This window comes from Campylobacter sp. RM9334, from assembly GCF_020138145.1.
In the GTDB taxonomy this organism is placed as follows: domain Bacteria; phylum Campylobacterota; class Campylobacteria; order Campylobacterales; family Campylobacteraceae; genus Campylobacter_E.
Window position 1 is genome coordinate 42822 of record NZ_JACGAX010000002.1, and the last position, 17892, is coordinate 60713.

Here is a 17892-nt window from a genome sequence, read left to right on the forward strand (position 1 = left end):
TAAGAGTTAATTAATAATACGCTCTTGCTTCTCGTTTTAAATCTCTTTCTTTGATTGCTTGACGCTTGTCGTGAAGATTTTTTCCTTTTGCTAAAGCTAGAGTTCCTTTCAAAATCCCACGCTTAAAATAACAATTTAGTATTACTAAAGTAAATCCATCTGTGCTGATTTTACCTATTAATTTATCAATTTCTGCACGATGAAGCAATAATTTCCTAGCTCTTCTATCTTCGTGAGTGAAGTATTTATTCGCCGTATTCATATGACCTATGTGGCTATCAAGTAGCCAAGCTTCACCTTTGATTATCCTTACAAAAGAATCTTTTAAATTGATTTTGCCGTGTCTTACAGCTACAACTTCGCTACCTAATAAGGCAAAACCACATTCATAAGTATCAATTATGCTATATTCAAATCTTGCTTTTTTATTCTCTGCAACGCTTTTCATTATTATCCTTAAAATGAGTGTATAAGACCGATTTTAGCGTAATTTTGATTAGCAATTAAACTTAAACGATAATTTTTATAATCAAAATAAGTATTAAGATTTATATGTTTTTTATCAGCACTAATTTTTATACCAAAATTATCAAAATCCTTTAAATAACCTATATTTAAGCCGTAATTATTAGCCCCTATAAAAAAACCTTCATAATAATACCCTAAGAAAAAATTAGCAAATACCCTAGCCTTTTTATATCTAATTCCTAATTCAAATTCATAGCTAATCTTTTCGTATTCGCTAATTTTTATAGGGCTTATATAATTTTTATTAAAGTTTAATATATTTAAACTATGAGATAATTTATCATTTAGACTAAGAATACTTATCTCAAAATCAAGGCTATTTTTTTTATCATATTCATAAAATAATCCTACTTTATGAAAGTTCTTTTTATAATCAGTATTAAGTGATACAAAACGAATTGGAATTAGGCTTGATTTAAGATTAACACCATAGTTTTTGGCATACATACTTAAAGCTGATGAGCAATTTTTATGCAAAAATGTATAAGTATCATAAATCTCATCTTCGTAAAATAAAGCTGATAGATTGGCTTCTTGGCTATCATCTAAATTAAGCGGATAGCATTTTACTTGTCTTTCATCATCTTCATAAAACTTAATTAATTTATCCTTAGGCAAAATTTGCATAATGCCTTCTACTCCAAAAAGTGCTGATAAATTATCTTTAATATTTAAATTACTATTTAGATTAAAACTAGCTGCTCTATTATTATAAGCTAAAAATATATGCCCAAACATAGTATCAAGTCGCTTGTAGCTATCACTTACATAACAAACACTAATATCACTTGCTCTTAAAAAAATACTAATAATTAATAAAAATACAAATTTCATCTTATTATTTTACTTTTTTTGTTAGCATAAAAGGTAAAAAAAAGGAGAAAAAAATGGAAATAATTGAACTATTCAAAAATGTCAAATATCCTAATTTTCAAAAGGATATTGTAAGTTTTGGTTTTGTAAAAAGGTGCGAATTAGCAGGAGATATTATCCTAATGGATATTGAAATTCCAGCTGCAAGTGTAGAAATAGCAAACGCTATTAGAAATGAATGTGAAGCAATAGCTAGAAATAATCATTATAAACTTGAGCTTAAAATCATTCAACCAAAATTAGAAGAACCAGAAGTAAAAAGACCAAAAATCAAAAATCTAGCTCCACAAATTAAGCATTTTGTAATGATTAGTAGTGGAAAAGGCGGAGTTGGCAAAAGCACAACTACTCTAAATCTAGCATTATCACTTGCAAAACTTGGTAAAAAAGTAGGAGTGCTAGATGCTGATATATATGGTCCTAATATGCCAAGAATGCTTGGTGCTGAAAACGAAAAACCTGTAGTAGTAGGCAATAAAATCCGTCCTGTTAAAGCTTATGGAATTGAGTTTATGAGTATGGGAATTTTAATTGAAGAAGGACAAGGATTAATGTGGAGAGGCTCTATGGTTATGAAAGCAATTGAGCAGCTTTTATGCGATGTGTTATGGAGTGAGCTTGATGTATTATTACTTGATATGCCTCCAGGAACAGGTGATGCACAAATTACTCTAGCTCAAAGCGTGCCTGTTAGTGCGGGAGTTTGCGTTAGCACCCCACAAGCAGTAAGCCTTGATGATAGTAAAAGAGCTTTAGATATGTTTAATAAATTAAATATACCTGTAGCTGGTGTAATTGAGAATATGAGTGGTTTTATTTGTCCTAATTGCGATGTTGAGCATGAGATTTTTGGTAAAGGTGGAGCGCTTAATTTAGCTCATGAATATGATTGCTCTATTTTAGCTTGTATTCCTATTGATTTATCAATTAGAACGGGTGGAGATAGTGGTAAGCCTATTTCTATGTGTGAGCCAAATTCAATAGTAGCAAAAAGATATGAAGAAGCTGCATTTAAATTAATTGAGTTTTTAAACACTACTAAAGCTGATAATTCTAGTATTCAACCAACGACAAACACTCCAGCTTGTCATTAATAAAAAGAAGGGTTTTTAAACCCTTCTTAAAATTACTTAGCATTTGTAAATTCTAAACTGAACTTACCACCATGTAAATCACTTGTATTATTAAGATTAATTACTTCTTTAATGTATTGCTTTTTAGCATTATCAGGTGTTAGCGTGATAGTTACTTCGCCTGTTTTTGGATTTTTAAAAAAGCTTGAACCATATTCAGCATTAAATGATAATTCATTAATAATAGCACTAGCGTCTTTATCATATAAAGAACTCTTTAAAGGTATTTTTGTTCTTTCGTTTTTCTTATTTAAATAATAAAGCTCTAAATCTGTTGTAGGATTTAAAGTAATTTTGTCAGTATTTGTTACTTTATTATCTTTATAAGTAACATTAGTAAAGATAAATGAGTATTCATTAGCTAAATTAGTGCTAGCTCCATCTAAAGAAACTTTTGATGATTTTAATAATGAAAACTCAGCAACACTTGGCTTAGCTAAACTTGCATTAGTATCTATTGTTTTATTATCTGGAGTTTTTTTGTATTTAGTGTAAGCTAATTCTAAATCTACAGATATTTTATCTTTTGGTGCAGCAAATCCAGCTATAACAGCATTAATGTTATTTGTTTTTGTATTGTTATATAAATCTTCTAATTTTTTATCAAAATCTTTATTTAACTTATCTTTTGTAATGATAACTCTATCTACTAGAATTTGATTTGCACCATTAATTGTCGTATTAAAGCTTTTATCCGTATAATTTTCATCAATATTTACTAAATATCTATCTTTAGCTTGTTTATCAGTATTATCAAAATTTAATTCATACTCAAGATTATGGTCTTTGCTAAATTTATGATATACATAATTTAAGCTATTTGTATCCTTAGCACCTAAATTATTAAATACATAATAAATCTTTAAGCTATTATTATCGCCTACTTCACTCTTAAAGAATGTTTTTTCATCTGTAAAGGCGTTGTTTATTATAGGAGTTCTTAAAACATACTCTTTAGTACTATTAAAGTTAATATCTATAGCACTTTTACTATCAATTAAACAACCTACTTTTCCATATTCATCTACTTTATTATTGATAGCATTTGCATTACATAAACCTTTAATACTATCTGGTTTTGTGAATTTACCTTCGTATAATTTAAGTTTTGCATCAGTTGATAATGGGAAATTTACAACTGCGTCATTGATTTTATAGGTATTATTATTGTCTTTTACAAACGCAACTTCATTGCTATCAGATATAGTATTTTTATTAGTTGCATTTAAACTAAAATCATAATTTTTACCTTGACTATCTTTTACACTTAAAGTAGTTTTTGTTAAAGCAAATTCTTCATTTGTTACTATTAGCTTATCATCAGCATCTTTTAATCCTGCATTAAATACTGCTACTTTTCCACCCGCAAGAGCATTTTCTCCAGCTGTAAATGTAGTGCTTGTGGTGTATTCAACTAAAGCAGGTCTTAAACTAAAATCATTAGTGCAATTTCTAGCTTTAACAGGCACTTCAATTAGGCTTTTAGCGTCTTTATTGTTATTGTTTTTATTGATTTCTTCTTGAACTTGAGATTTAGAATATATTGTATAGCATACTTTATATCTACCTACTTTTAAATCATCAATTCTAACAACGCCATCATAAAACGGATAAGCACCACTAAATCCTGTTTGAGTAAATATTGGATTGCCTACTAAATAATCATTTTCGTGACTAATATTAACTTTACTTGTTCCATTGTCATAATAAGTAAGATTTGCTGATTTAATTATTGTATTAGTATTTGCGTCTATTACATCAAAAGTTACAAAATTATCAATATTATTTAATTTATTTGATGATTTTGCGCTTTGAATACCTAAATAAACAGGTTTTCCAGCTATTCTCGTATTTGCAGTCGTAGTGTTAAAGCCTGTGCTAGTGCTGTTTAATACAGGCATTTTATCAGGGTCTTGTTTGTTCCAAATAGAACCAAAATCTACATTACTAGCATTAAAATTAATATCACTAATAATTACATAAAACTTACCTGATGATTTAGCATTAATGATAGTAGTTGAATTGGTTTCAAAAAATGGTCTATCATCAGCATAAAAACCTCTATCAAGTGTAAGTTCTAATAAGATTGATTCACCAGATTTATATTTAATTGCATCTAATAGCCCATCATCAACTCTTAATGCCATAACATCAGTTGTGTAATCACTTGCAAAATAGCCATTCCTTTCGCTATCTTCACTAATTACTCTAAAGCCACCATCAGTTTTGCTTAATTTATAAGTTTTGTATTTGAAATCTTTAAATTTAAATTTCATATTAGAGCAGTTTTTACCACTACTTACATCGCATTCTTGTTTATTTTCAAAGCCTAATCTATTAGGGTCTAAATCAACGCCTTCGTATGTAAATGATAATTGAGCGTTATTATTTACTCCGTATTTAAGCTCTGTTACAACATAAAATTCTTTTTCATTAAAGCTACTTGGTAAATTTTCAACTTTTGCTTTTCTAGGAACTAAATTTTTATCAATTTCAGTAGTTTTAGCTCCATCAGCGTCAGGATAAAAATATAAATTATATTGAGCATTAATAGCAGTATTTACTGGAGAATTTCCGTATTTTTTCGCATCAGCATATCTAAAACTTGTAGGTCTAGTATTTAAAGTAAATATATGCTTTTCACCAGAAGTTGCTCTAGTATAAATATTACTTCTATCTATTGAGTAATTAGCGATTGCATATTTACCATCTAAACTACTTATATAGTTTTGCAAAAACTCATTAGCTGGTTTATTCCATAATAATTTGCTAGATTGCATAGCTTCAAACTTTGCATAACCATTTTGATTTTTACTTCCATAATATTGTAAATTAATAAAATAACATTTTCCTATCTTATTATCATTACCAAAAGCATTAGAATTATTGCTACCTTGGTCTAAATTCTTATTAAAAAAAGGAAACACATTATCTTTATTATTAAACTCATTAGTTCCGTATAAACTTATATTTTTTAAAGTAATTGCTTCAGTTATTTTTCTTAAATTATAAGTTTGGTAATACAAATCTCTTTTATAGCCTTCTGGATAATGTCTAACATGCCAATCATCCCCTCTAAATTCTGCAGAACCATAAAGGTCTCCACTAATTCCAAAAGGAACTACTTGACCATATTCATTTTTTATTCCACCATATTGAGCCGCACCTGTTTTCATATCGTAAACATGGTCACTAGCAGTAGAAGCTCTAAATTGATAACCTAAACCCCATAAAGAATGGAAAAATCTAACATATTTTCCATGAGCGCTTAAACTATTCCAATCACTAGAACCACAACCTTTACCATTTTTAAAATTACGATTATCCCAATGATAAATCTGATTACACCAAGCACCTCTATCTTTGCCACCTGATATTGTTCTTTGAGCTAAAAGAGCCCAACTTTGATACATATGAGAGCGTTTTGAGCCTGTTCCTGGTATCATTTGTCCATTTTGTATGCCTAGATTTTGATTTACGAAGTTTTTAAAATCATTAGGAAAAGAGCCAAGATTAATATTATCGCTTAGATAAAAACTAAATTGTTTACTCTCATCACTTTTAGCAATTACCAATAGCCTACCTGTAGTATTTACGCCAAAATCTTTATATGATTCTTGATAATTTCCTAAACTATAATTATATACACTAGTATTGTATGGAACATGTGGACTTACCTTATCTTTTGAAACATATAATACTTTAGGTTTATTAGGTTCATCTTTTTCATCAAGATTAGCTTTATTAATATTTGCAATAAACTCACTAGCAGTTGGAATTTTATTTGTTCCTAAATCATTACTACCTTGAGCTATACACCATACATTATCTCTATAATTTGCATTATCTGCTTCAGGATTTCCGCTACCATCTTTATAACTATAAACTTGCATTAAAGAAGCGCAATCATAATAAGCCCAAGCATCACTACCAGGTCTTCCGTGAAGACAACCAATGATTGCATTATCACGACCATAATTATAAAAGTCTTGTATTAATTCAAGTTTAGTATGTGCAGCACCATACGCATTATCAACATTTCCAATAAAAATACCTTTAATTTTATTTTCTGTTGTTACCATACTTCCGTGCAATACACTTATCGCACATAGGGATAGAAATATCGTTTTTTTCATATTTTCTCCTAAAATAAAAAAAGTATATTTATTTTACATAAAACTTATCAATTAATGCTATAAATTATAAAAATATTTCAATTTAAGGAAAAATAATGTTTAAAGACTATTTATGCTTAGGTGTAATAGGAAATGTCCCTAATCATTTAAATCAAGCTAACGAAGCTAAAGATTTTACTGAATTACACACAAGTGATTTTGCACCTAAAGGTGTGTTTCCATTCTACTCTAAAGATAGTGATAAAGAATATTTAAAGAGATTTTGTATTAGTGAAAATGAGCTTATTTTAGATGGAGATTTTGTTCAAATTGAACCTGAATTATGTGTAATTTTTAAAGCTTTTTATGAAAATGATAAACTAAGTGATTTAAAACCACAATTTTATGCAGCGTTTAATGACGCTAGTAAAAGAGTAAATGAAAATAAAATATCTTCTAAAAAGAACTTCTCAACTGCTAGTAAAGGTATTGGGAATTTAGTTCCTTTAAATAATCTTGATGAATTAAATGATTATAAAATCCACTGCTATTTAAAAAGAGATAATGAGATAATAAAATACGCAAACGAAGATTATATAAAAAATTATTTTTATTATTCAAATACATTAATCACTTGGCTAATTGATACTATAAATAATCAAATAGACATAGCAACCCTTGAAGATATAAGACCTTTAATAGCTAGTAAGCCTGCAAATTTATTGATATGTTTAGGTGCTTTATCTTATACTCCTTTTGGAGAAAAACACTATTTAAAAAATAATGATGAAATCTTTGTAGCTATTTCTAAAAATGATGAATTTATAAATGTTAAAGATGGCTCTTGTCTTCATCAAATAGTAAAAAACAATAATTCTAGTAAATAATCTACTAGAATTTATCTTCTAACTTATCGTAACTTTCTTTTAATTGCAACATTATTAAACATTTTTCAAGGTCTTTAAAATGCATTGTATCATCTAAGAGCAAAAAGCATTTTTTTAATAATTCTTTATGTTCTTCATAATCATCGCTTACTAATTTTGCAGCTATACTAAAAGCATTTATTAAACTATTTTTAGTGTTAATTTCTAATAAAATATAAGCAAAATCAATATATCTTAAATCATTATAAGAAATCTTATTTGAGCTTTTTAGACAAAAAATCTCTTCATTTATTATGCTAAATCCTTCAATATTTACTATGCTAATTTGCTTTTCTTTACACTCATTACAAATTATTTCAAATATCTTTTGCTTTTGCATTAAATATTCTTTAAATATTCTTTAATTCTAGCCTTGCACTCATTTGCTAAGCTTTTTGGCTCAAGAATTTTAATATGTGGAATCCATTTAAAAACTAGCCTAATAATCTCATCTTCATAACTTGTTTCTGTTTCTATTATGATTTTGTCTAAATGGCTTGAGATTATTCTTTGATTTTTTAATATTGCTCTTTTTAAAAAATATTCTTTAGCAACACAATCTAATTCTAAAATAACATTTGTAATATTATTTGATATAAAACTACTTGAATTATTGTTAATCAGCTCTTGTGTGCTTTCATTTGGGATAAATTCTTCTTGTGTGATTAATAAATTTTTGATTTTATATAAAGTAAAGCTTTTAAGTTCAGCTTCTTCACAAGCTAATAAATACCAAATATCTTGATGATTTACTAATTTATAAGGCATTAGAGTTCTTTCTTTTGCATTATAAGTTATTTTAATTTTTACCTTATTTAAAATCGCATTAGTTAAGCTCTCATAAACACTACTAATATCATCAATTTCGTTATTTTTAATATTAGTAATTGGTAGTTCTTTTTGAGTAAAAAGATTGTTTAAAAACTCATCGCTAAGCCTTGTTGGAAGCATAGTAATATCAAATATTTTTATAAGTTTTCTAATCTCTTCGTGATTGCTTTTAATATAAGCTTTATCTAAACTATAATCCCCATTTCTTCTAGCAATTATTGGTAATTTTGATAATCTTTCATTAATATCACGCTGAATAGTCTTAGCATTTACTCCAAATTCTTCAGCTAAATCGTGCTTATTTAATATCTCTTCATTATAAAGTCTTACTAATATTTGAGCTATTCTATATGATGGTTTTTGCATTTTCATCCTCGTTATTTCTTAATTGCCCGCACGCTGCACTAATATCAAGCCCTTTGCTTTGTCTAATGGTAGCGTTTTGTCCGTGTGCTTGTAAATAATCTCTAAAAGCAATTACTTTTTCTTCACTTGGGCGTTTATAGATACTGCCTTCGTGTGGGTTAAAATAAATTAAATTTATCTTAGCTTTTATTCCGTGTAGTAATTTTACTAAAGCCTTTGCGTGGCTTAAATCATCATTAATCCCACCTAAACATAAATATTCAAATAACACTCTTTTTCTAGCATCTATTGGGAAATTCCTTACCGCATTTAAAACGCTTTCAATATTATAAGCCTTATTAATAGGCATTAATTCATCTCTTAAAGTATCATTTACAGCGTGAAGCGAAATTGCAAGTAATACACCTAAATTCATCTTGCCTAATTCTTCAATTTGCTTTGCAAGACCGCTTGTTGAGATTGTTTGACGGCGTGGAGATATTGCTAGAGTATCGTTATGAGAAAAGATTTTAATAGCCTTGCTAACTGCTTTTAAATTATCAAGTGGCTCTCCCATACCCATAAAAACTATATTAATACCTTGCTCATAAGGGATTTTTGCGTATTTTTTGATAAATAATACTTGAGCTACTATTTCAGCTGTGCTAAGATTTCTAATAAGCCCACTTTTACCCGTTAAACAAAAGGCACAACCACTTTTGCAACCTACTTGGCTACTTATACAAATAGTGTATTTTGCACTTTTTTTCACACCATTTTCTATTCTTTCTTTTTTCATAGGTAGCAAAACGCTTTCTATTGTGTGATTATCGTGCAAGGAAAATAAGAATTTAATACTCCCATCAATGCTTGTTTGAGCTATTTTTAAGCTAAGTGGCATAATGTTAAATTCATTTTTTAATTGCTCTCTTAGAGCTTTTGATAAACTTGTAGCTTCGCTAAAATCATTTATATATTTTTGATATACAAATTTTGCTAATTCATTATTTAGATATTTTGGACTAAGGTTATATTCTTCTGGTAAAAAATCTAATAATTCTTTCATAAAAGTCCTTTGTTTTCTAAGTAATTTTCTAATATTTCATTAGCTTTTGCTATGTTTTTTATATATTCTTCGTGTGCGAATTCATCACAATAATTAGTCGCTACTAAAATTGCACTAGCTGGGATTTTATAATAATTAGCAGTCGCAAAAAAACTAAAACACTCCATATTTTCGCCTAATATCCCGTATTTTTCATTCATTTTCTTAGCGTATTCATAATTTTTACAAATATAATTAGAAGAATTTAAAACAGGAATTTCATCCATTTTCATAGGGGTATAAACTAAATCATCTAACATAGCTAATTCAATATTTACAGCACTTTTAAACTCATTTACGCTAAAAAGCTCAATTTCTTTAGTATAAAGCCCCATTGAACCTATGAAAATCAATCTTTTTGGCTGCTTTTTAAGTATTAATTCGCTAAGTTTTATAGAACAATTACTGCCTAATCCAATAGGCTCTGCGTAATCATAAATCTCACTTATTCCTGCACTAACTATCATTTATTGCCTTTAATTTTATTTATAATACTTTTTGCATCAAGCCCTAAGCTTTGCATAACTTCATTTGTATTTCCGTGAGTTATAAACTCATCTTCGTATTCATAAGATATTAATTTAATGTCTAAATCATATTCTTTTAAAAAGCTAGAAATTATAGAATTTAATCCGCCTATTTTTGCACTTTCGCTAAAAATATGCCATTCTTTTGAACTCTTAGCAAGATTTAATAAAAACTCTTTATCAAGTGGTTTAGCAAATACTAAATCAATTACATTTGCATTTATTTCTTCACTAACTGCTAAAGCTTTTGCAACGCCTTCTCCAAAACCTAAAAAGCTTATATTAGAATTTACATTTTTAATAAAATGAGTTTTTAAGCTTGGCTCATAGCTCTCATCTAAGGCAAAACTTCCCCTTGGATAGCGAATAGCAATTAGCCCAACTTTACTTGTAGCGTATTCAAGCAATAATTTAAAACTTTTAGCATTCGTTGGAGCACAAATTTTAAAATTAGGTATGCAAGATATATATGAAATATCAAAAGCTCCTTGATGAGTTTTGCCATCATTTCCTACAATCCCTGCACGATCAAGTGCAAAAACCATATTAAGATTAAGTATTGCACAATCGTGAATTAAACTATCATAAGCTCTTTGCAAAAAAGTTGAATAAATAGCTACTACAGGCATAAAACCACATTTACTCATAGCAGCCATTGAAGTTACTGCGTGAGCTTCTGCTATTCCTACATCATAAAATCTATTAGGATATTTTGCTATTAATTTATCAATTCCAGTGCCACTTGGCATAGCTGCACTAAGACCTACTATTTTTTCATTTTTACTTGCTAGTTCATCTAAAATATCACTAAAAATTGCCGTTGCACTAGGTTTTTTTGAACTACTTAAACTCTTACCTGTTTTTATATCAAAAGCTCCAACTCCGTGCCAACTACCCTCATCATTTAAAGAATACTCATAACCATAGCCTTTAATTGTTTGAATATGCAATAATACAGGCTTTTTAAGACTTTTTGCTAGATTTAATGCAGTTATTAAATCAGCAATATTATGCCCATCAATTGGGCCAATATATTCAAGCCCTAATTCTTCAAAAAACATTCCAGCAGGAGTGATTAATTTAAATCCATCTTCAAATCTTTTTGCAGTATATCTAGCACCTTCAGGCAAGTATTCAAGCATTGCTTCAACGCCTTTTTTAAATTTTTGATAAATTGGACTTGATAAACTTTTTGATAAAAATCTTGAAACTGCACCAATAGGCTTACTAATACTCATTTTATTATCATTTAAGATAATAATACTTGGATATTTTCTATCTCCTAATTCATTTAAAGCTTCATAAGCTAATCCACAGCCCATCGCCCCATCACCAATAATAGCAATTGGAATTGCATCTTTTTTATTAAGACTAAAAGCCTTTGCAACCCCCGTTGCAAGAGATATTGAAGTAGATGAATGCCCTGCTATAAAAAAATCATACTCGCTCTCATTTGGCTCGGTATAACCACTAATTCCATTAAATTGTCTTAGATTTTCTAAATTCCTATTTGTTAATATTTTATGTGCGTAGCATTGATGAGATACATCAAAAATTAAAGGATTTTCCTTTATATCAAATAAATGATGAAGAACAACGCTTAGTTCAACCACGCCTAAATTAGACGATAAATGACCGCCGTTTTTGCTAACTTGCTCAATGATTGTAGCTCTTATATCACTACATAATTCTTTTAATTCGTTTTCATTAAGGCTTTTGATATTTTCAATTTTACGCTTCATCTAATATCATACTCCTTGCTTGTGCTAATCTTTCTTTTAAGTTAATTTGAGTATTTAATGTATCTGAATTAATAATCAAACAACCCTTATTAATAGCATCATCAGCTAAGATTTCAATCCTATTTGAACTTAATTCTTTATTTAAATAATCAAAATCCTTAGGATTTACGCTGATTTTAATCTTAATGCTTTTATCAATTCCTTGCATTATCGTATTTGCATAAGCTAGAGCAATTTTTGCTGAACTTGTTTCTAGCTCTTTATTTACTACTTCTTTAGCTATTAAATAAGCAGCTTCGTTTAAATCGCTTTTTGTTTTTTCACAAAAATTACTTAATTCTTGGCATTTATTTTCAAGCTTTTTAATACTATTTGATACATTTATACTAAGCTCGTTTATTTTATCTTCGTTTTGAGATTTACCTGCGTTTAAACCTTCTTCATAAGCGTTTTTTTTAGCTATTTCAATCTCATTTAAAAGTCTTTTTTCAAATTCTTCTTCTTGTTTTTCAAGTTTCATTTGAAGTTTTACTACATTATCGCTTAAAGTTTCCATTTTTTTAAGCATTTCTTCATTGATTGGATTTGGTGGCGGTGGTGGTGGCGGAGTAATTTCTTTAATTATTACAGGCTCTTCTTTTATTTCTTGTGGAGTTTCAACAACTTCACTAAGCTGCTCTTCACTTGTATCAGTGTCAAATGAGCTTAGAATTTTAAATTTATAATTTTGAATATGATGCTCTTTGGCTTTATTATCAATAATAGTTTTCATCATTCTATCATCTCATCACTTTCGCCTAATTGTATTACTCCGCTTTCATTAAGCTTTTGAACAACTTCAACGATTTTTCTTTGTGCTTCTTCTACATCTTTTACCCTAACAGCACCTAAAAATCCCATTTCTTCATTAAAACTCTCCGCTGCTCTTTGGCTCATATTAGATAAAAACATACCTTTTAAATCTTCCGTGCTTCCTTTTAAAGCTATCATTAAATCTTTTTTATCAGCAACTTTTAATATCTCTCTAATTGCTGTTGTGCCTAATTTAGTAATATCATCAAAAGTAAACATCATATCTTTAATAGTAGTTGCAAGTTTTTCATCAGTTTGCTCTAAATATGCAATAGTTGATTTACTTGATTTTTGACCTAGACGATTAAGCACTTCAGCAACTGCTCTAGTCCCACCAACTTCAACTTTATAAGATGTAAGAGATTGTAATTTACTCTCTAAAACGGTTGAAACTCTTTTAATAATACTTGGGCTAATATCACCTAAAGTAGCAATTCTATGAATTACTTCACTTCTTAAATTATCTTCAAAAAACTCTAAAGTCTCAGCCGCTTTAGTAGGCTCCATATGTGCAATAATTAAAGCTATTGTTTGTGGATATTCATTTACGATAAAGTCAGCTAATTGTTGAGGTTTAATATTGCTAAGGTAAGAAAATGCTTGATTTCCATCTAAAGTTTTTGCTAATTTTGATAAGATTTTTTCAGCTTCTTCAATCCCATAAGTATTATATAAAATCTCTTTAGCAAATTCCAAACCACCATTTTTAATATACTGATTTGATTTAAGTAAAGCGTGAAATTCTTCTAATACAGCAGTAGCTACTGCTCTATCAACGCTTCTTGCACTAGCTATATATTTTGTAATTTCTGAAACCATAGCAATATCAAGATTAGAAAATATCAATGTGCTTGGCTCTTCTCCCATTTGGATTAAAAATATTGCAATTTTTTCTAAGATACTTAAATCATTATATAAGGCTTTTTGCTCGTTAGTTAAATTTGCCATTACATTTCCTTTTGAGATTGATTAAATTCATTGTCGTTTTTAAGTAAGCTAGTAAATAGCATAGCAACCTCATCACTTTTTTCTGTGCTAATAGTTTTTAATTTTTCAAGTAAAATATCATATTGTAATTCATCTTCACTAAATCCAGCGTCAATTCCAAGTTGTTCTTCAACTCTTTTTTTAGCTTGTTGATATTTTTCTATCGCATCTTCTTCATCATCAGCACCTTCTTCACGCCTAATTTCTTCTAATTCTTCAGGTGTAAATACCTTATCCTCAAGCATTTTCTTGATAAACGGAGATATAACCTTTTTATAAAATATAAACATTAACACCATAGCAAAAATATATTTTGCAGGTGGAATAAACGGCATTATATAACTTTCTAAGAAATTAGTAATTTTAATTGATGGTGGAACTGGAGCTTTAATATTATTAAATCTAATATTATCAACACTAACGCTATCTCCTCTAGTATCATTAAATCCTATTGCGTTTTTTACTAAACCTTGTAATTTTTTAAGCTCATCATCGCTAATTGCTACATATTTTACTTCGCCATTTTCATCAATTTCGTATTTTCCATCTACTACTACTGCTGCACTAATTCTATTTAAGGTTGCAAATTGACCTTTGATAGTTGTAATTTTTTTAGATATTTCATAATTAATTGTGCTTTGATTTTTGCTATAACTTTCTTTATTTTCTCCATCTTCAATGCCTTGAACTGGTCCAATATTTGATATTGCTCCTGGCACTCCGCCTACTTCTTTGCCTTTTTTGCCTTCTTTTTTCTCTTCTAAACTTTGCTCACTTCTAGCGACTGAATTTGGGTCAAATACTTCACTTTGACTATTTGCCTTATCAAAATTAAAATCAGCATTAACTCTAGCAACAACTCTATCCCAACCACCAAGAACAGGTGCTAAAACATTTATAATCTTTTGCTCTAATGAATTTTCATATTCTTTTTTATAATTTATTTGTGCGTTTAATTCATCTACATCAAGCCCTACTTCATCAGCGCCTAAATTAACCCCATTTTGGTCAATTATCTTAACATTTTCAACACTTAAACTAGCAACAGATGAAGCAACAAGATTTTTAATCCCTAAAACTTGTTTTTGACCTAATTTCATACCCATTTTAATATTTAAAACTACTGAAGCTGTTGGCGGCTCTTTTTCTTTTACAAATAAAGATTCTTTACCAAAAGCAATATGAACTGCAGCTTTATTAATAGGATTTAAGCTCTCAATAGTTCTTGATAATTCACCTTCTAAAGCTCTTTTAAACTTGATTTTTTGCTCTTCATCAGTAGCTCCAAATTCTTGTTTATCAAAAATCTCAAAACCTACTTTATTATCCTTTAAAATTCCAGCACTTGCCACTTCTAAACGCTGCTTATAAACATCAGCACTTGGAACTAAAATGGTGCTTTCATCTTTTAAAATATAATTTATTTGATTTTTTTCTAATATTGATACAACTGCAGCTGAATTTTTAGTATCTAATTCATCAAATAAAACAGAATAACCAGAGTAGTTTTTATTATTACCAGAATTATATACAAGTAAAAAAACTATAAAAGCAACGGTTGCAATAATGGCTGCTAATATAGTTAGTTTTTGTTTTTTTTCTAAACCTGAATAGAACTTGCCTATTCCTTGTAAAAATTGCTTAATCATTTATCATTCTTTAAATATGAGCCAAGCCATTTTATATTTGTTTTATTTTTTAAGATTTTTTGCACATTCAAATCATCAATATGTCCGTCAAAATCAATAAAAAAACTATATTCAAATTCTTTTTTCTTTAAAGGTCTTGATTCAATTTTAGTTAAATTGATATTTGCTTCTTTAAACTCATTAAGCAAATCAACTAAAGCACCTGCTTTATGTGCTGTATTTGCTAGAATTGATGTTTTAGAATTGCTTGATTTTTCGCAAGAATGTTTGCTAAGCACTAAAAATCTAGTTTTATTTGCCTTATTATCTTCAATACATTCAAACATTAAAGGCAAATCGCTTAGTTTTGCTGCAATTTTTGAGCAAATTGCAGCTGAGTTTGGCGTATCTTTTGCTAATTTTGCAGCAGCGGCTGTGCTTTTAGTAGGGACAAACTCAACATCTAAAATATTATGAGCTTCTAAGAATTTTTTACACTGATTATAGCCTTGTGGATGAGAAAAAATCACTTTAATATCTCTTATATCATCAGTTGTGCTTGCGAATGAATGATGAATATCTAAATAATTTTCAGCAAAAATCAAAATATCATCGTATTTTGCAAGACAATCAAGAGTAGCTCCAACCCCACCTTCTGTATTGTTTTCTATAGGAACTACTGCATAAGATACTTCATCGTTATTTAAACTAACAAAAACATCTTCAATAGTAGCAATCTCAATATATTCACTAAGCGCTCCAAACCACAATCTTGCTGCTTGATGAGTATAAGTGCCAATTGGACCTAAAAACGCAACTCTTTGTGGTAATTCAAGATTTCTTGAAATTGCAAAAATCTCTTGATAAATTGCTTTAATTGCGTCTTTTTCTAATAAGCCTTTGCTATTTTCGCTTAGTCTATTTATTATCTCATTTTCTCTTACAGGACGATAAATTGGACTACCTTCATTATGCTTTAAAATACCAACTTGCTTTACAAATTCCATTCTTTGATTTAATAATTTAATTATTTCATCATCAATTTTATTTATATTTTGTCTAATTTCTTCTAAATTCATAATATACTCACAAACAAGATAATTCATTAGCTATTAATTCATCAAAACTTTGAGCTTTATTTATTAATTTTAACTCATTGTTATATAAAGAATATTCAGCAACCTTTGTTCTTGAATTATAATTTGAGCTCATTACAAATCCGTAAGCTCCTGAACTTTTAATAACTACTAAATCATTTGCCATTAAAGGTGGTAAAACTACATCTTTTGCTAAGAAATCTCCACTTTCACAAACTCCACCAACCAAATCAGCCTTGCTACTTTCATTTAATTTATTTACACTAGGAAAGCTTAAAATCTCGTGGTATGCTTCGTATAAACTTGGGCGAATTAGCTCACACATAGAAGCATCGCATATTACAAATCTTTTGCCTTCGTTAATTTTTTCATATAAAACCTTGCTTACTAAATAACCTGCATTTCCTACAATATAGCGACCTGGCTCACAGCAAATTGTCAAATCCTGTGCTTTTGCAATATTTTTAATCATATGTGCAAACTCATCTAAATTAGGCTCAATTTCATCATTTTTGTATTTAATACCAACTCCGCCACCAATATCAAAAAACTTAATATTTAGCCCTACGGTATTTAGTTCTTTTATAAATTTTTCTACCAAAATAGCAGCTTGGATAATACTACTTAATTCTAAGATATTTGAACCTATATGAAAATGAACTCCTACTGGATTTAAATAATCTGATTTATGTGCTTTTAAAAACATAGCCCTAGCATTATCTAGACTAACTCCGAATTTGTTTTCTTTAAGACCTGTTGAAATATAAGGATGAGTTTTTGCATCTATATTAGGATTTACACGAATACTTATATTTACTACTTGATTTTTACTCTTTGCAATACTTTCTAAAAGCTCTAATTCAGCACTACTTTCTACATTTATATAAAGTATTTTTTGCTCTATTGCAAATTCTAATTCACTTGCACTTTTACCAACCCCACTAAAAATTATTTTATAAGGTTTAGCACCTACTTTTAAAGCTCTTCTAATCTCATTAGCACTAACACAATCAAATCCACTATCTAAATTCGCTAAAAACTTTAATAAAGATAAATTTGAATTAGCCTTAACCGCGTAAAAAATATTATTTTTAGCTCCACTAAATGCTTTTTTAATACTATTAAATCTATTTTCAATCTCGTTAAAATCATACAAATAAAAAGGTGTATTAATACCATTTGCAAGTTTTAAAAAGTCCATTT

At 28.8% G+C, this 17892-nt stretch carries 15 protein-coding genes; 2 read left to right on the top strand and 13 right to left on the bottom strand.

Annotated features, from left to right (window positions below):
* Positions 1–10: 10 nt before the first annotated feature.
* Positions 11–448: an SsrA-binding protein SmpB gene (smpB, locus tag AVBRAN9334_RS01180; protein ID WP_214115787.1), complete on the bottom strand. Its 438-nt coding sequence runs from the start codon at positions 446–448 to the stop codon at positions 11–13.
* Positions 449–456: 8 nt separating this feature from the next.
* The gene (locus AVBRAN9334_RS01185) at positions 457–1362 is read right to left on the bottom strand and encodes a lipoprotein N-acyltransferase Lnb domain-containing protein (protein WP_336606799.1); all 906 of its coding nucleotides are present in this window, start codon (positions 1360–1362) and stop codon (positions 457–459) included.
* Positions 1363–1415: 53 nt separating this feature from the next.
* Between AVBRAN9334_RS01185 and AVBRAN9334_RS01190 the strand changes: the two genes are divergently transcribed.
* Positions 1416–2495 carry an Mrp/NBP35 family ATP-binding protein gene (locus AVBRAN9334_RS01190; protein WP_336606800.1) on the top strand — a complete coding sequence of 360 codons (1080 nt, stop codon included), beginning with the start codon at positions 1416–1418 and terminating at the stop codon, positions 2493–2495.
* A 32-nt stretch (positions 2496–2527) separates the two neighbouring features.
* Here the strand turns inward: AVBRAN9334_RS01190 and AVBRAN9334_RS01195 are convergent, their stop codons facing one another.
* Positions 2528–6670, bottom strand: a complete 4143-nt coding sequence (locus AVBRAN9334_RS01195; protein WP_336606801.1) for a hypothetical protein — start codon at positions 6668–6670, stop codon at positions 2528–2530.
* 95 nt (positions 6671–6765) lie between these two features.
* Between AVBRAN9334_RS01195 and AVBRAN9334_RS01200 the strand changes: the two genes are divergently transcribed.
* A complete protein-coding gene (locus AVBRAN9334_RS01200; RefSeq protein WP_336606802.1) occupies positions 6766–7536 on the top strand; it encodes a DUF5718 family protein in 771 nt (256 codons plus the stop codon).
* A gap of 4 nt (positions 7537–7540) precedes the next feature.
* On the opposite strand, the gene AVBRAN9334_RS01205 is transcribed toward AVBRAN9334_RS01200, so the two are convergent.
* Genes AVBRAN9334_RS01205 through lysA form a run of 10 tightly spaced genes read right to left on the bottom strand, consistent with a single transcriptional unit; the run spans position 7541 to position 17890 of the window.
* Positions 7541–7915, bottom strand: a complete 375-nt coding sequence (locus AVBRAN9334_RS01205) for a hypothetical protein (RefSeq protein ID WP_336606803.1) — start codon at positions 7913–7915, stop codon at positions 7541–7543.
* Positions 7915–8772 (bottom strand): helix-turn-helix transcriptional regulator, encoded by an 858-nt coding sequence (locus tag AVBRAN9334_RS01210; RefSeq protein ID WP_267525300.1) that lies wholly within the window; start codon positions 8770–8772, stop codon positions 7915–7917. The genes AVBRAN9334_RS01205 and AVBRAN9334_RS01210 overlap by 1 nt, the downstream gene beginning before the upstream one ends.
* The gene (gene rlmN / locus AVBRAN9334_RS01215; protein ID WP_214115794.1) at positions 8753–9817 is read right to left on the bottom strand and encodes a 23S rRNA (adenine(2503)-C(2))-methyltransferase RlmN; all 1065 of its coding nucleotides are present in this window, start codon (positions 9815–9817) and stop codon (positions 8753–8755) included. Before rlmN ends, AVBRAN9334_RS01210 begins: the two co-directional genes overlap by 20 nt.
* A complete protein-coding gene (locus tag AVBRAN9334_RS01220) occupies positions 9814–10323 on the bottom strand; it encodes a phosphorylase family protein (protein ID WP_336606804.1) in 510 nt (169 codons plus the stop codon). Before AVBRAN9334_RS01220 ends, rlmN begins: the two co-directional genes overlap by 4 nt.
* Positions 10320–12125 (bottom strand): 1-deoxy-D-xylulose-5-phosphate synthase, encoded by a 1806-nt coding sequence (gene dxs / locus AVBRAN9334_RS01225; RefSeq protein ID WP_214115796.1) that lies wholly within the window; start codon positions 12123–12125, stop codon positions 10320–10322. Before dxs ends, AVBRAN9334_RS01220 begins: the two co-directional genes overlap by 4 nt.
* A complete protein-coding gene (locus AVBRAN9334_RS01230) occupies positions 12115–12897 on the bottom strand; it encodes a FliH/SctL family protein (protein ID WP_336606805.1) in 783 nt (260 codons plus the stop codon). The genes dxs and AVBRAN9334_RS01230 overlap by 11 nt, the downstream gene beginning before the upstream one ends.
* Complete coding sequence (fliG, locus tag AVBRAN9334_RS01235; RefSeq protein ID WP_336606806.1) at positions 12897–13925, bottom strand: flagellar motor switch protein FliG; 1029 nt, start codon at positions 13923–13925, stop codon at positions 12897–12899. The genes AVBRAN9334_RS01230 and fliG overlap by 1 nt, the downstream gene beginning before the upstream one ends.
* Complete coding sequence (gene fliF, locus AVBRAN9334_RS01240) at positions 13925–15613, bottom strand: flagellar basal-body MS-ring/collar protein FliF (RefSeq protein ID WP_336606807.1); 1689 nt, start codon at positions 15611–15613, stop codon at positions 13925–13927. Before fliF ends, fliG begins: the two co-directional genes overlap by 1 nt.
* Positions 15610–16674 (bottom strand): prephenate dehydratase, encoded by a 1065-nt coding sequence (gene pheA / locus AVBRAN9334_RS01245; protein WP_336606871.1) that lies wholly within the window; start codon positions 16672–16674, stop codon positions 15610–15612. Before pheA ends, fliF begins: the two co-directional genes overlap by 4 nt.
* A gap of 4 nt (positions 16675–16678) precedes the next feature.
* A complete protein-coding gene (gene lysA, locus AVBRAN9334_RS01250) occupies positions 16679–17890 on the bottom strand; it encodes a diaminopimelate decarboxylase (protein WP_336606808.1) in 1212 nt (403 codons plus the stop codon).
* Positions 17891–17892 lie beyond the last annotated feature (2 nt).

Coding starts and splice junctions, on each gene's coding strand:
- AVBRAN9334_RS01200 (WP_336606802.1), top strand. CDS start 6,766: ATGTTTAAAGACTATTTATGCTTAGGTGTAATAGGAAATGTCCCTAAT.
- lysA (WP_336606808.1), bottom strand. CDS start 17,890: ATGGACTTTTTAAAACTTGCAAATGGTATTAATACACCTTTTTATTTG.
- AVBRAN9334_RS01230 (WP_336606805.1), bottom strand. CDS start 12,897: ATGAAAACTATTATTGATAATAAAGCCAAAGAGCATCATATTCAAAAT.
- AVBRAN9334_RS01190 (WP_336606800.1), top strand. CDS start 1,416: ATGGAAATAATTGAACTATTCAAAAATGTCAAATATCCTAATTTTCAA.
- AVBRAN9334_RS01205 (WP_336606803.1), bottom strand. CDS start 7,915: ATGCAAAAGCAAAAGATATTTGAAATAATTTGTAATGAGTGTAAAGAA.
- dxs (WP_214115796.1), bottom strand. CDS start 12,125: ATGAAGCGTAAAATTGAAAATATCAAAAGCCTTAATGAAAACGAATTA.
- AVBRAN9334_RS01195 (WP_336606801.1), bottom strand. CDS start 6,670: ATGAAAAAAACGATATTTCTATCCCTATGTGCGATAAGTGTATTGCAC.
- AVBRAN9334_RS01210 (WP_267525300.1), bottom strand. CDS start 8,772: ATGCAAAAACCATCATATAGAATAGCTCAAATATTAGTAAGACTTTAT.
- AVBRAN9334_RS01185 (WP_336606799.1), bottom strand. CDS start 1,362: ATGAAATTTGTATTTTTATTAATTATTAGTATTTTTTTAAGAGCAAGT.
- fliF (WP_336606807.1), bottom strand. CDS start 15,613: ATGATTAAGCAATTTTTACAAGGAATAGGCAAGTTCTATTCAGGTTTA.
- rlmN (WP_214115794.1), bottom strand. CDS start 9,817: ATGAAAGAATTATTAGATTTTTTACCAGAAGAATATAACCTTAGTCCA.
- fliG (WP_336606806.1), bottom strand. CDS start 13,925: ATGGCAAATTTAACTAACGAGCAAAAAGCCTTATATAATGATTTAAGT.
- smpB (WP_214115787.1), bottom strand. CDS start 448: ATGAAAAGCGTTGCAGAGAATAAAAAAGCAAGATTTGAATATAGCATA.
- AVBRAN9334_RS01220 (WP_336606804.1), bottom strand. CDS start 10,323: ATGATAGTTAGTGCAGGAATAAGTGAGATTTATGATTACGCAGAGCCT.